The 14,177-nt window shown below is 51.3% G+C and carries 9 protein-coding genes; 1 reads left to right on the top strand and 8 read right to left on the bottom strand.

Features of this window, described 5'->3' with window-relative positions:
- Nucleotides 1-284: 284 nt before the first annotated feature.
- The 6 genes from J3352_RS01170 to J3352_RS14220 all read right to left on the bottom strand — a co-directional run bounded on the left by J3352_RS01170 (nucleotide 285) and on the right by J3352_RS14220 (nucleotide 10,928).
- Nucleotides 285-1,439, bottom strand: a complete 1,155-nt coding sequence (locus tag J3352_RS01170; RefSeq protein ID WP_097772254.1) for a site-specific integrase — start codon at nucleotides 1,437-1,439, stop codon at nucleotides 285-287.
- A 127-nt stretch (nucleotides 1,440-1,566) separates the two neighbouring features.
- A complete protein-coding gene (locus J3352_RS01165) occupies nucleotides 1,567-1,854 on the bottom strand; it encodes an excisionase (RefSeq protein ID WP_097772255.1) in 288 nt (95 codons plus the stop codon).
- A 211-nt stretch (nucleotides 1,855-2,065) separates the two neighbouring features.
- Nucleotides 2,066-3,358, bottom strand: a complete 1,293-nt coding sequence (locus J3352_RS01160) for a virulence-associated E family protein (protein ID WP_156066281.1) — start codon at nucleotides 3,356-3,358, stop codon at nucleotides 2,066-2,068.
- Nucleotides 3,359-3,434: 76 nt separating this feature from the next.
- Complete coding sequence (locus J3352_RS01155; RefSeq protein ID WP_050762784.1) at nucleotides 3,435-4,664, bottom strand: hypothetical protein; 1,230 nt, start codon at nucleotides 4,662-4,664, stop codon at nucleotides 3,435-3,437.
- Nucleotides 4,665-5,583: 919 nt separating this feature from the next.
- Nucleotides 5,584-8,892, bottom strand: a complete 3,309-nt coding sequence (locus J3352_RS01150) for a DEAD/DEAH box helicase family protein (RefSeq protein WP_097772257.1) — start codon at nucleotides 8,890-8,892, stop codon at nucleotides 5,584-5,586.
- Nucleotides 8,892-10,928 (bottom strand): Eco57I restriction-modification methylase domain-containing protein, encoded by a 2,037-nt coding sequence (locus J3352_RS14220; protein ID WP_242699832.1) that lies wholly within the window; start codon nucleotides 10,926-10,928, stop codon nucleotides 8,892-8,894. Before J3352_RS14220 ends, J3352_RS01150 begins: the two co-directional genes overlap by 1 nt.
- A gap of 173 nt (nucleotides 10,929-11,101) precedes the next feature.
- Here J3352_RS14220 and J3352_RS01140 point away from each other — a divergent pair, with 173 nt between their 5' ends.
- On the top strand, nucleotides 11,102-11,404 hold the full coding sequence (locus J3352_RS01140; protein ID WP_005932550.1) for a helix-turn-helix domain-containing protein: 303 nt from the start codon (nucleotides 11,102-11,104) through the stop codon (nucleotides 11,402-11,404).
- Nucleotides 11,405-11,462: 58 nt separating this feature from the next.
- On the opposite strand, the gene J3352_RS01135 is transcribed toward J3352_RS01140, so the two are convergent.
- Complete coding sequence (locus J3352_RS01135; RefSeq protein ID WP_005932547.1) at nucleotides 11,463-12,779, bottom strand: reverse transcriptase/maturase family protein; 1,317 nt, start codon at nucleotides 12,777-12,779, stop codon at nucleotides 11,463-11,465.
- 395 nt (nucleotides 12,780-13,174) lie between these two features.
- A complete protein-coding gene (locus J3352_RS01130; RefSeq protein ID WP_035394022.1) occupies nucleotides 13,175-14,170 on the bottom strand; it encodes a type II toxin-antitoxin system antitoxin SocA domain-containing protein in 996 nt (331 codons plus the stop codon).
- Nucleotides 14,171-14,177: the final 7 nt, after the last annotated feature.

The following is a 14,177-nucleotide window of genomic DNA, read 5'->3' as shown; positions in this document are numbered from 1 at the left end:
GAAGGCAGAGCCTCCCGGGTGGGAAGTTCTGCCTTCTGCGGCGTATTGAATTGGTACGGGGAGCCGGTGCGGCTTAGTACATGCCGCCCTTCCAAACCACACTTTTGGAGCCGAATCACGAATATCGGGAAACGTAGACTTTTGTAGAATTATCAAGGCCACAAGCCGATTTTTCCAGATTCTCAGTTTTTGCACGATTCACGCTTTTCTACGCAAATCTACGCCACTTACCGGGTGATTGGCGTAAGTTTTGGCGTAAGCAATTCCGCTTCATGCGTCGAAAATCACAGGTTGCCGGCGATCTGTTCAAAGGCTCTTTCAACCGATTCAAAGCTGCTGTGCGTGTAGACATCCAACGTCACACTGGCATTGGAGTGTCCCATCAGGTATTGCAGGCTTTTTACATCCAGCCCGGCCTGCTGAACATTGGTGCAGAAGGTGTGTCGCAGCACATGAGGTGTAATGCGCGGAACAGGTTTGCCGTACGCCTTCTCAAACTTTCCCTGCACGCCACGCATATAGTTTTCCAAATGCATTGCCACCTTCGGCATCCCGGACTTGTCCAGAAAGAAGAATCCGCTGCAACCATCCACCAGCGCTTCCACTTTCGTGGACGCTCTGGCTTTTACTACACGCCGCAACGCTGCACAAACGGTATCTGTCATGGGAACATTGCGGATACCGCTTTTTGTTTTCGGCGGTGTGACAAAGTAGGGCTTTTCAGCCGTCCGGCAAAGCTGCCGCCGGACATGGATGCAGTGCCGCTCAAAGTCGATATCTGCTCGTGTCAGGCCATACAACTCACTCACACGCAAGCCGGTTCCCATAAGAACGACGATATCATCATAATAGTTGCCGCCATAGTCTTGAACGAATTGCAGATATTTCATCTGCTGCTCTCTGGTCAGAGCATCACGCACATAAGCGTCCTTTGGCACAACATCGGACAGTTTGAACTTGAACGGATTCTTGCGGATAATGTCATCCTCCACCGCCATCTCGAATGCCGGTCTGACAACGCTTTGCAGGATTCCTATGGTGTTTTGCTTGAAACCGCTGTCATGCAGAAACACGAACCAGCCTTTCGCATCGGACAATTTTACCGTTTTGATGGCTTTTTGCCCGAAAGGGTCCGCATGAATCCGCTTGACCGCTGTGTTGTACGACCGAAGTGAATTGGGTTTCAACCCACGTTTCAGGTTCATATAGCGGTCAACCAGATCAGCCACCGTCATCTCTCCGGCGGCGTAGTCGATGCCGTCTGCCAAATCGCGCCACAGTTCTTCCTCTTTTTTCCGCAGCTCTGTCAGGGATTTAGCGTAAATACAACGCCGTTTCTTGTGGATATCGGTATAACGATAGTCGTAGGTGCCGTTTGCTCTCTGGCTTTCGCCATCTTTCAAAACACGGCCCTTGCTATCCTTGCGCTTTTCAGGCATTTAGAAGCTCCTTTCTGTGAAAAGCGCATCTATAAGGTTAGTGTCAGTATAACACATCAACCATGCGATTTCCACCCGCAGCGAATGAGAAAAGGACGGTTTCACATTTGCAGCCTTTGGCAACCTCTTAAATAGAATATGCTTGCTCGACAAAGCAATCGAACAGGCGACGTTTGATCAGACGCTTGTTTCCCACCCAGAGGACGAATTTGCATTTATCCTCATTCGTGATTTCACGCAGCTTGTTGATGCCAATGCCGGAGTAAGCCGCAGCTTCTTCCAGCGTCAGATTGCTCTTTTCCCAAATCGGAACTTGTCGGGACTTGGTCCCTCCATCTTGCTGATGCAAGACCGTTCCGTCGCTTGAAGTCTCCACCGGGGACTTCATTGCTTCGCAAACGCGAACTTCCTTCATAGGCAGACCTCCAATTCCTTGTAACCGAACGCCTGTAACCGGGCAGGAAAACTCTCTTTTCTGCACACAGGGCATCCGGTGGGCTTTATACTTTTTCTTCTCTTTTTAAGGTTACATGGTTACAGAAAGAAGAAGACGTAGCAGTCATGCGGATTTTTCGGTGTAACTGCAGCGTAACCGAATTTGTAACCAGACGTGTAACCGGTGTCCGTCAGAAGGGAAAGCCCAGTTGCTGGGCTTCCGCATCCGTTATTTCGGAGAAATCTTCAGCCCCGGTTTCGGGGCTGGTTACGCGCTCCCAGCCTTTCTGAACCCCGTACTTCGGGTAACGCTTGGCGGTCTTGTGCGCCTGCCAGCCTTGGATATCGCCGCGCGAAATGCCGGTGTTCATGATCTCGCAGATAGCGCGGGTCTCCCGCTCTGCCGGGATGTTGGTGTTGCCCAGTGCCTCCGCATAGAGCTGCTTGGAACACACCCGGTCACCCGTGTAGTCCTCCAGAAAGGCATAGATCATGCCCGCCTGCGCATCCTCCTGCATGAAGTCCTGCTGATGGACTTGCAGCGTTTCCTGCATGGCGGGGCTGAACGCCAGCTTGTAATTACCGCTGTTGTAAATCGTCATGGCTTCTGCCCAGAGCTGGTCGATATAGGTGCGAGATTCCTCCTCATTGTCCAGAATGTGAACTTCGGCCAGTTCCGCATCCACCGGGATGGGGATGAAGCGGCGGTTGCCCGTGCGGTCACGGGGCAAAAAATCCTGCCGGTTGGTCGTGCCAGCAAAAACACACTGGCGCAGACGGTCGGCAGGATGGGTCTCGTAGGGGACTTTATAGGTTTCCTTCTGTTTACTGAGAAAACTTTTGATCTCCTCGATACTCTTGGCATTGGCGGTGGCAATCATCTCCGACATTTCGATAATCCAGTGACCTTGCAGCTTGCGGTACACGTTGTCATCGTCCAGCCGCCGCAGGTCATCCGAGAACCACTCATCCTTGACTGCCAGCAGTCGAAAAAAGGTGGACTTCCCCGCACCTTGCCCGCCCACCAGACAGAGCATGGTTTCAAATTTACATCCCGGCTGGAACACCCGTTTGATGGCTCCCAGCAGGAAGATTTTCATAGCTTCGCAAGTGTACTCGTCCTCCGCAGCACCGAGGAAGTGGTGCAGGACGTGGGCTATCCGCTCTGTTCCATCCCATTTCAGGCCGTTCAGGTAGTCCCGGATGGGGTGGTAACGGTTCTCGTTGGCAACGATGCGGATAGCGGATTCAATTTTCTTCTCGCTGGAAATGCCGTATTTCTCCATCCGGCGCAGGATATACTTCATGTCAGTGTCGTTCAGGGTCTTGCCGGAGCGGGGCCAACCCACGGGCTTCACAATGTCGATGCGCTCGCTCAACAGATTCAGCCGAATGGCATCGGCAAGCACATGGTCGTTCTGCAAAATCGTGATGCAGTTCTGGATTGTCCGCTGGATTTCGCCATTGGAATGTTTGGACAGCATCTCCTTCACATCCTCAACGGTTCGGGGAGTGCGTTCTTCGTTGACTTCTTTGCTCAATAAACATCACCTCGTACTATTATTGAAAACGATTTTCTGACTTTTCCGCAGTTGAAAGTGCAGATGGATTCCGCTGCGCCTGTTCTGCCTGCAAGCGGTTCAACAGTTGCAGAACGGAATCCCGTGCTTTCTCCTTGACCTGCTCCTTGCCTTTCTGCCGGACTTCCGGCTTCAGCAGCTTCTCCTGCAGACGTGCGGCGGTAGTCTGCATGGTCTTGAGGAACTTGTCCAGCACGGTGTCCAAACGGTGGGCGGCATATTCCCTCGTGGCCTGCGGAGCCTTGCGCTCCGGGGACAGCACCCACTTCTTCGTGTCCTCGATCATCCGCATATCTTCCTTGCGGGTCTCGGTGCGTACCACGTCGGTCACGACCTCCACCGCCTTGTCGTAGGCTGCTGCCGAAACTTCATCGATCAGCGTTTCCATGTCGTTGACCTTGAGGGTCAATTCGTCCAGCTTGCTCTGCTGGGCGGCAAGCTGCTCCTTCTGCTTGGCAAGGATGAAGTCCTGCTTTTCCAGATATTTGCGGTTGCCGTACTCCGCCTCTTCCTCCAAATCCAACCCATGACGTTTTGCAACCTCAAACAGCATCTTCCGGCAGGCGGCATCAAAGGTGATCTTGCGGTTGTTGCGGCGGCTGAGGGGCTTGTCCGGGTCAGGCAGGTCGAAGCCCAGTGCTTCCAATGCCTTTTCTTGCTGGGGTGCCACCTCGCCGTACTTGTTCTCGCAGTCGAACACATGACGCTCATGGATGTGGGGTGTGCTTTCGTCCAGATGCAATGCCCAGTCCAGCACATGAACGTGTTCGCCAAACTTGGCCTTGAACTCCTCAATGAACTCGGTGACGATGTTCAGCAAGTCCTCTGCCGAGGCGTGTTCATCCAGCGTTCCCAGCTGATAGATGGTTTCTTCCGGGCAGGTCTTGCGGCTGGACAACAGGTCGGGAATGGAGCGGTTGCGCTCCGTGTGCCGGATCTTGGCGTTGCGCCCGTTCTGACCTTCGATAAAGGCCGTGTAGTGGGTTTCGTAGAACTGCCGTTCTACGTCCGAGAAGGTTGCCGCCAAATCATCCGGGTCTTGTGGGTCAAGAGCCGAACGAAATCCGTGGAAGCAGTCCCAGTAGATGTTGCCCTTGGCTCGTTCCGGGTCGATGTGCTCACTGTTGGCAAGGTTGAAACTGCGGTCGTTGTGCTTGGGGTTGTAAGTGCCGTGGGTTCCGGCTCGTCCGTTGTGTCGTGTTAATTTCAGATAGACATCCCTCTTTTCCTGTATTTTTTGTGTATGGCCACTCGTGCGATCAAATCACAGGAGTGATACAATTCTTCTAAGCAACGGGTCTCGCATTTCAAGACCGTGTCTTGAAATCTTCTCTCAGAATCGAAAGGTAATCCTTTCGGAAAAGGATTTATGTGTTTGTTCTACTGCAAAGAAAGTGGCCTATCGCTCCTTCCCTCAGTGGGAGATCATGGCGTTTGTCGCTTTCTGCTTAGAAGAGTTTGCTTCTGCTCTGCAAGAAAAGTATAACAGAGAAACTCATACTCGAACAGGAACTGTGAGTTCCTAATTTTCGGTGAAAGTAGGAAACATCGTTCCCATTTCTTGTTGCATCGCTATTCTTTCTTTGCGAAAAATCACTAAGATGCTGCATCTCTGCAATTATTATAGCACCTGAAATCACTAAAGTCGTGGGCCTCGTAGGCCTATTATTGGCTCCCCAAGTGAACCTGTTTTGGTTACTTTTTCCTGATTTTAGTATAAGGTTTAGCGGGGGCTTCTTTCATTTCAACAGCTTGCCGGGAGAGTGCGCAGCAGCGGAGCTGCTGGATCTGCCGCCGTTTTGCGCCAGATAATACCCAGTAGGATATGACGCACAGCGTCATATCACTGGGCAAGGCGTTCCCCCTTGACTCCCTTCAAAGGGCTGCGGTCTCGCCTGTCGGCTCGGTCGGTGCTTCAAAAGGCCAGTGGCCTTTTGAGGTCGCCACAGGCGACCCGCACCTCTCTGCACTCTTGCTCCGGGCAAGCTGTCCTGGAATGGACAGCTCGTCCGGCTCCGATGTAACGAGAACTGACAAATTCGTCCGTTTTCGTAATCGTATAGCACAAAAAGGCGGCCATCTGCACCCATGCAGACAGCCGCCTTTGGTTTTATGCTGTATTCTATTGGTCAATCTCTGAAGATCTTATCCAGTTCCCTTTCCATGGTGCCCGCCTTGGCAAATTCCAGCGTATCCGCCTGACGGATATGGTGGGCGGTGATGCCGTGACCCTTTGCAAAGCCCAGAATGTAGCTGATGGCAATGCGGTAGATGATCTCGGTCGGCGCAAGCCCATAGACCTGCTTGGCAAAAATGTGTTCCAGCCGGGCGTTATCGTCCGGGAAGGCTTGCCGCATCTTCTCGCTGCGGTAAAGGCGCTTGACGATTTCCGTAATGTACAGGCCGGACTTCATGTAGGGGTCCAGGAAGGTCTTGCCGGGGTCATCGAAGCAGCCGGGATTTTCCTGTTCCAGCAAGTCCACCATCTTTTTCACCACCCACTTGGGGGTAAAGATCTGGTTGGTTTTCTGGGGTGGGATGTAGTCGAAGATATCCTCGGTGCGACTCTCGTCAAAGTAATCCGCCAGTTTGACCTTCAGGTTCAGGAATTCCTTCACCGAATCGTCAAACACCACCGGGTCGAACAGGTGGCCTGCAAAGTGTTCCTCCTGTCCGGTGGCTTGGTTGATGTACGGCCCGCCGTCCCGCAAAAAGCGGAACTGCTCCAGCGTGATGCTGGTTACCTCCTGAAAGACCTTGTCCGGGATGATCCGGTCAAAGTTTGCCAGTGTCACGGTCTCGTCGCCGTAGGCCATGAGGAAGGACGGGATGGTGCGGGAGAAGCCCCGGAGATGGTCACGGACGGTGTCCTCGTAGCCCTTTTTCTCCTGCTCCTTCTGGTTGGTCTCCACGGTGCGCACGATGGTCTGCTGCATCTCCTGCGCCGTCTGCTGGATGGTGGATTGCAGCGTCTCCATCAGGGCGGCGGTGCTCTGCTGCTGCTTTGCGTCAAACTCCCGGTTCACCTGCTGGCGCTGCTGGGCGGTGGTGCAGCTTTGCAGCTGCTGGGTGCGCTGGGTCTCCAGCTGGCTCTGGTCGATGCGGTAGTTGTCCACCACCTTGTTCACCGCCACGTCCATCTTGGCTTTGGCGGTGCTCTCAAACCGCTTCTGGTCGGACAGCTTCAGGTCCCGCCCATACTCCTGCTTTGCCTGCTCCACCATAGGAGCGATGATCTCCTTGGTGATGCTCTTTTTCAGGGGTTCCAGATGCTCTTCTTTGGCAGGAGCCGGGGCATCGGTCAGGTCTTGCAGGGCGGTGTCCAGTGCCGGGGTGCTCTCGTAAATTTTCGCCCCAAATACATCCGCTGCCTTGCCGATGACGTAGCCCTCGTCCAAATCCACCTCGCCCTTGTCGTTCAGGGAGAGGTCTGCGCCGGTGTCCGGGGTGATCTGGATGGGCTTTGCCTTTGCTTCGCTGATGGGCTGGAAGTTTTGCAGAATGTCCAGCACCTCCTGCGGCGCACTGAACACGTTGGAAATGTTCTGGAACAAAAAATTGCTCTGGAAGCCCATCCGCACCACTTCTTTGGATTTGATCTTCCGGGGGATGCTGAGGACTTTTTCTGCATCCAGCGGGATCATCTCCCCTTCCTCGTCCTCGCCGATGACCGGGAAAAAGTTGAGCAGATTCTGGATGTGCGCCTTGCGCTCCTCGGTGTCGCCCTTGCCGCTGGCGGTGTCCTGTGAAAGATCGTTGGCGAACTGCTCGTAGATCAGCAGAGTGCGGGCGGGGTCAAAATCGAACACATAGGCGTTCTCTTTGCGGCGGAAGGTGCCGTTTTCGTGGAAAAGGCAGGGGTTCTGGGCACGGAATGCCGCCTGCATATACAGCGCCGGGCTTTTCAGGTTGGAGAGCATCAGCACCGCCGACCACTCCGGGATGGTGACACCGGTGGTCAGCTGCCCCACCGACAGGGTGATGGTCTTTTCGTGGTGGGCGATGGCAGCTTTTACCCGGTCAAAACTCTTCTGGTTCTCGTCCGTGTCGTCCAGCTTGCCGTCACCGGCGGCAAGGATCACCTCATAGTCCCGGAACACCGGGTGCGCCTGCAGCTTTTTCGCCAGCGCTCTGGCGCTGTCCACCCGGTTCAGCAGCCAGAAGGTGTGCTTCAGCTCGGCACGCAGTTCCGGGGTGGAAAACGGAAATTTGTTCTGGGTGGTCATGGCATCCAGAAAGCGGTCCACCTCAGCTTCGTGCTCAAAGCTGCCGCCCGACTTCACCTTGAAGAACTCGTTCAGGTCAAAGGCAAATTCCTGCGTTTCGCCGTCGATCTCCACGCCCTGCTGAATTTCGTCCCGGATGATCTCGGACATCTGGTAGGTGTAGAGGTTGAGCATGGGGAGGTTTGCGTAGGGGTTCTGCTGCCCCGGTGCGCCCTGCCAGTTCCGCTTGGCGGCCTGCTCGTCCGCGTAGGTCCAGTTGAAGATAGCATCCCCGGCAAACTTGTCGTTCGCCAGCGCCTTGAAAGGCGTGCCGGACAGGTGCAGCGTGAACTTGCGGCGAATACGGTCAAAGGCAAGGTCGGTCTTGTAGGTGTCCACGCCCTCGTGGGCTTCGTCGATGACCAGCACATCCCAGTTCAACTCGGTCAGGTGGCGCAGCTTGTCGTACTCGCCGCCGAAATACTTGGAGCCTTTCATGTCCTGCAGGCTGACGAACTCAATGCGCTTATACAGTTCCTCGCCCTGTGCGGCGGCATCCAGATAGCCCTGCTCGTCCAGCACATGGGGCTGCCCGGCAAAAGCATCCACATGGCTGACGAACAGATAGCCGGACTCCCTGCCCAGAAAGCTCACATAGTCGCTGTACCAGCTGTTGGCGATGGCAGGACGGTTGGTGACGATGAGCACCGTCTGTGCATCGACCTGCTTGCAGAAATCGTAGACGGAAAGCGTTTTGCCAAAGCGGGGCTTGGCGTTCCAGAGGTATTCCCCGCCGGGGTGGCTCTGGTAATAGGTTTTGGTGTCGCGGACAGCCCTTGCCTGCTCCTCCCGCAGGGTGTAGGCGATGGCTGCATCCAGCTGCACCCGGCCCCGGTTCATGCGGAAATCCTGAAAATACCGCCGGGACTGCTGCCCATCCAGATGGAACCACTCGTTTTTGCGGTCGTTCTCCACGTTCAGCTTGCGGAGGTAGGCGTGGAAATCGTGGTCGGTGAACACCTCGCCGCTGCCGTCATCGTAGACGGCATTGCCCCGCCACTCCTCGTGGAACAGCACATCGGCGGTGTGGGTCTGCTGTTTCAGGCGTTTGTCCACCGACTGCTCGGTGTAGCCGATCTTCGTCCAGCCGTTGTGCCGGGCAATTTCCGGGGTGGTATAGGCGTAGATCATGGGCACCACCTGCCGGGCAGTGCGCAGGGTTATGCCAGCCATTATGCCATCTCCTTTACATGGGTCTCGATAAATTCGATCTCGTCCGCGGTCAGGTCATACTTGCGGTAAAGCTGCTGGTCGATTTCCGCCACCGACTTGCTCCAATCAATGTCGGAATGGGCGGTAAAATCTTGAAGGGGAACGTATTTCCAAACAGACTTTTTGTTATCTTGGGTTACTTTTAGAACATATAGCAACGCGCGCGCAAGTTTACACTTTAGATACTTCTGAAGATTTTTAGCTTCTTCTCTCGTATCAAAGGCTCCAATACTAATAAACGTTTGCGTATGTCCAACGCCTTTTTCTCCAATATCTGAATCTGTCATAACTTCACCAAATCGTCCAGAGCCATTAGCTTTAGGGAAGAATAGCTTATATTTATCAAGATTCGGGTGTTTTGCAATGTATTTCCTATTAACGTATAAGCATACACGTTCATTTGATTTTCTGCCGAATATCTCAACACATTCATCTGCGCCTTGTTTTGTTTCAAAAAACACGATATTATATAGCTTATCAAATATGTTAGATGTCAAATCGTAGTCGTGTCCTTTGCTTATCAATGGTACTTCTTTTCCCTTTGAAATCATTGTCATTGACAGGATTTCAGGATGATCTACATACATTTGTTTAGTAAATTTATAGCTTTCTGGAGCAAATACAATATCACTAAGAGAACTCTTTATTTGCTTTTTCACCTTTTGAATGATTGTATTCAAAAGCGGATATGCCGTAAAGATTTGTATTGCACCGCATTCTTTTTCTCTGTCATGGTATGTAATAACTACGCCGCCCTTTATGTCAGTGTTATTGAAAATCTTTGCGCTATTCTGTTCATAGTACAGAACTTTCAAATGTTCGTCATTCAACATTTTTTCATTCCAAGTTTTTGGAGTTTTACCAGCGTTGAATAAAAATCGGGCGGGTGTAATAAGTTCTACCACTGATGCCATAGGATATGTGGCATCCATAAACAAGTTATAAACAGGGTTATCCGACGTTCCCTCCATCTCATCCTGATACGGTGGGTTTCCGATAACATAATCAAACTTCATGCTGGTACTCCCTTCCTGAATGGTTTCAAAGTTCTGGGCGGTTCCATGGCTGCCCTTGCGCCAATTTTTCACTTTACAGGATACCGCGGGCGGCTGCGGCTCTGCCGCCCCGAACATGGAAAAGAGGTCAAGCTGTTCTGTCTCCGGCTGGGGCTTGCCGCCGGGCACAGACAGGTGCAAGCCGTCCATTTGCCACAGGTTCCAGCTGATGATGTTGGCGATGGGTTGCAGTTCCTCTTTTGTGGGTTTGCGCTGCCACCGGGCTTGCAGATGCTCTGCATAGGTCAGCAGCAGGTTGACCCGCGCCAGCAAAAGATTATCTCCCTGATACTCATAGCCGTAGGTGGACTGCACCGCATGGGTGGCATATTTGTGCCACTCGTCCTCTGTGGCAGCGTTCTCGCTTACCACACGCAGCTTGCGGTCCAGAATGCCAATGCGCCGGGCGACCGGGATCATCTCGCCGGTGGCGGCATCGTACCGGGACGCCAGAAAGGGGGCTTCGCCGCAGGTCACCTCCAAGCGGCGGCTCTGCACATACTGCACCCATGCCGGAGTCCTGCCCTTGCAAACCGGAAACTGCACCGGCGTTTCCACCGTCTGCCAGCCTTGGAGCAGCTCCACCGTGAACTGCCCGGCGCTCTCCTCTGCCCCCAGCCCACGGAACCAGTCGGCGTCCAGTGCGTTGTTCATCTTGTTGCAGACCCATGCGGGGCTGAACACTTCGCCCTTTTTGCGGGTGCGCTGCTGCTGGGTGTCGGTCTGCTTCATCATCCGGGGCAGCACCACCTCGTAGTGGGTCAGCCCGAGCTGCTGGGTGGTAATCTGAGATCTATCCGTCACCGGTTCGTACATTACCGTTTGCAGCTCCTCCGGCGGGTCGGTGGCCCAGATGATGTTTTTACCGGTGGATTTATCTTTTAGTAGCGTATCCAGCACCGCCTGCACTTCCGGTGCGTGAAAGTCGATCAGTTGTTCCAACGGGGATTCCCTCGCTTTGCCTTAGCGTTGCGGCGGAAGTAGCATTTTTGTACTAGTTCCGCCTTATACTAGTATTATACAGCTACTTTTTGCCTTGTCTAGTATTGTACAGCCACTTTTCGTCAAAAGTAGGAGTGATTCATATACTAGTAGTAAGGAAAGGTGGTCAAGCTATGCTTGGGGAACGATTGGCAGAACTCCGCAAACTGAATGATGACACACAGCAGACCCTTGCGGACAAGCTTGGTATCTCCGTTTGGTCTATCCGTGCGTGGGAACAGGGAAAAAGCTACCCCTTCAGCAATGTGCTGCTTGCCATCTGCAAGCTCTACGGCACCTCCGCCGACTACCTGCTGGGTCTGACCGACATCGATCCCTCGGACGAGGCTCGCAAACAGCGCCAGCGCCTGACCGAAGAAGAACAAAACGAGATGCACCGCTACGAAGAATATCTGTTGTGGAAACGCAAAAAATAAGCCGCCCAGCGAGACCGTAAGGTCGCTGGGCGGCTGTTTTATCATACAAAAGTTCTAATTAAATACCTTTTAGAACTTTTCTTATTTTTCCCATATTATTTTTCAAATCATGTCGAATTTCTTCATCTTGTCCATACTCTTCTTCAGCATGCTCAATATAGGTAAAATAATTTCCTCGTTTGCTCTTTGCACCATGTTCAGAATAAAGCGTATACAGACCAGAAAGATTGATATGATTTCCTTTTCTGGTATACCCTCCTGTTTTTGCAATATTTTTTGCCTTTCTGTGCATCCGGTAATAGTATTTGGCCGTCGTTTTAGAGCGGATAAACACTTTCGTTCCATTAAACGAAAATCCTAAAAAATTGATAAATTTTTTACTATCGTCTGCACCTTTGTCTATCGCTTTTCCAATATTCTCAACCTTCTCTTCCTTATAATGAAAATATTGGGTTTTGCTCGGCTCCAATTTTAATCTAGGAGCACTTGCAATAAATGCTCTCACTTCAGAGAAGACATTCAGCGCATTATTGTTAGGTTCATCCGGCACTATCACAATAAAATCATCACTATACCGCATATAAAATCCGTGATATTGTTCAACTAGATCATGGATTTGCTTATCAACTTCCAGCATATAGAGGTTCGCCAACATTCCACTAATAGGTGATCCTTGTGGTATCCCGTAATGGTTCATATTTGGCTGTATGTGAGAACGATTGTTTTTATATTGTTCCGCTGTTAATACTCTTGATTGTTTATTGAGTGCGCGATGACCTGCTTTGTTGTCTTTCAGTTCATTTATAGCCAACAAGTCCGTCAGTTCCCATTGACTAAATGACGTGATATTCTTAAACACATTATAATGATCCTTTGGTAATCTTTCGCATTCCAATAACGAGCACCATTGCTTCTTCAAATAAGCATGGTCTAAGTTATCAAAGAAATGCGTAAAATCGCCAATCATCACATAGCAGTTTTCTGTCTTACGGATAAAATCGTAGGCCGCTTTGGAAAATTGAATATTGCTCTTTCTTAAATTTGTTCGATAGGCAACCGCAACATTAGAAATCCCATCACAAGTCGTTCGCTCGTTATATTTCTCATTCAAAATGTGACTGTAATACTGATAAATGCACCGATCAATATGTGCTGCATAGCAAATATCACGTTTTTTAGGAACTACTCCTTTTCCTCTTTTAAACTTGCTCATATCCATCTCATAATGGATAAATGGATAAAATCCATGCGCTGCAACTGCTTTTGGATTTGAAACATAATCTTTCATGCGACCGATATCTGTTCGCACATCAAAATGTGCATAATATCGCTTGCTTCTTTGAATTGTCTTCTTATCACTTAACCAAGCATCCATTGCTTTAATACCCCTAAAATGCAATATCCATCGGCACGAGGAATAGCGTCTCTAAGCCGATGGATATACGTTTGACGTGGTTACCCCTATTACCATAAAGGATTTTCAGAGTTCCCAGCTATTCTGTTAGCGCAATCATCAATTATGGTATAATTGACTGGGAGGCGATTGTCGTGATTTCATCAATCAGTCTGATTCTAGCATTTGCTACATCAGCATCAACAACCGTGTCAACTGTGCTGCTAAATATTCTCGAGAATATTCTAGCAGGAGAGTTGACAACAATCTCCTTCCCCCATACCTTTCGTATGGGGCACTTTAATTATAGCACTTTTTACCAAGTAATCAATGCTGTTCATAATAAATTAACCTGCCGTTGTGCATAGTCCGACTTATTATAACATTTTGCCGATATACTTCCGCAGTCCATCCTCTGTCCGAATATTATACTTCTCATCCACCTTTTTGAAGTACGCCTTCATCGCATCCAGCGAAATCTCCGCATGAGAAGTTTCGTCCGGCAGAAAACCCCTCCGGGCATCCAGCCAAGGGGCTTCTTTGTGGGTGATGCTTTCCAGAACCTTTCCGCTGTACATACCAAAGGTATCCAGCACCCGGTCTACCACCTCTTTGGCCTCCGGGGTGAGCGGCAGCGCACTCTCCTTCAACGGAACAAAGCGGTCATCATCAATGGGGTTGTACTTAAAATCTCGGAACAGATTATAGACATTGCGATACACCGGGCCATGCACCCACGCTTCACAAGGAGCATCAAACAGCGGTTTGTCATAAATCGCCGCATAGTTGCCCTGAATATAATACAAAAGCTTTTGCAGGGTCAGCGGTGTCACCTCATGCAGCGCTGAGAAGATATAGGCGATCACCGCCAGCAGTTCCACCGGGACAGCCACATAGAGGTTTTCCAGTTGCGTTGCAGCCGTGTAGGCCTTTTTGTAGGCGGTCTCTCCGATCTTCTCACGGTTTTGGTCCAGCAGTTCCTTCATATAGGAAGCCGATGCCAATGCGTGCAACATGATATCCGAGTACTCTTTGGACGGCACCTGCCCGGCAAGATAACGGGTGATGGTCACTTCCCCAAAGCCCAGTGCCAACGACAACGGTGCTTTGCCGATGTTGTAGAGTTTCATCAGGCGTTCGATGTCCTCCACCGTGATGATCTCCTCCGCTTTGCGGTACTGCTCATCCATTTCCTTTACGTTGTAGTCCATCAGGCCGGGAATCCCCATTTCGCCGCCGCATTCGTTGCAGAAAGCAGCCGTGATTTCAAAAGTATATTCCTTTTCCCGGATAGTCTGGTTGATTTTGATTTTCCTCAGGGTGTAGCTCGTTTCTCTGCGGCATTCTGTGCAGAAGTCCTTTCGTTCGCGCATAGTGTCC

The organism is Faecalibacterium sp. Marseille-Q4164, from assembly GCF_017377545.1.
In the GTDB taxonomy this organism is placed as follows: Bacteria; Bacillota; Clostridia; order Oscillospirales; family Ruminococcaceae; genus Faecalibacterium; species Faecalibacterium duncaniae.
The sequence above is the reverse complement of the archived record's forward strand: the minus strand, read 5'-3'. Positions and strand labels throughout refer to the sequence as shown.

Excerpts from the sequence above, each read along its gene's own strand:
- J3352_RS01135 (WP_005932547.1), bottom strand. The coding sequence starts at position 12,779 with ATGGATGCTTGGTTAAGTGATAAGAAGACAATTCAAAGAAGCAAGCGA.
- J3352_RS01150 (WP_097772257.1), bottom strand. The coding sequence starts at position 8,892 with ATGGCTGGCATAACCCTGCGCACTGCCCGGCAGGTGGTGCCCATGATC.
- J3352_RS01170 (WP_097772254.1), bottom strand. The coding sequence starts at position 1,439 with ATGCCTGAAAAGCGCAAGGATAGCAAGGGCCGTGTTTTGAAAGATGGC.
- J3352_RS01160 (WP_156066281.1), bottom strand. The coding sequence starts at position 3,358 with ATGCTGTCCAAACATTCCAATGGCGAAATCCAGCGGACAATCCAGAAC.
- J3352_RS01130 (WP_035394022.1), bottom strand. The coding sequence starts at position 14,170 with ATGCGCGAACGAAAGGACTTCTGCACAGAATGCCGCAGAGAAACGAGC.
- J3352_RS01140 (WP_005932550.1), top strand. The coding sequence starts at position 11,102 with ATGCTTGGGGAACGATTGGCAGAACTCCGCAAACTGAATGATGACACA.
- J3352_RS01165 (WP_097772255.1), bottom strand. The coding sequence starts at position 1,854 with ATGAAGGAAGTTCGCGTTTGCGAAGCAATGAAGTCCCCGGTGGAGACT.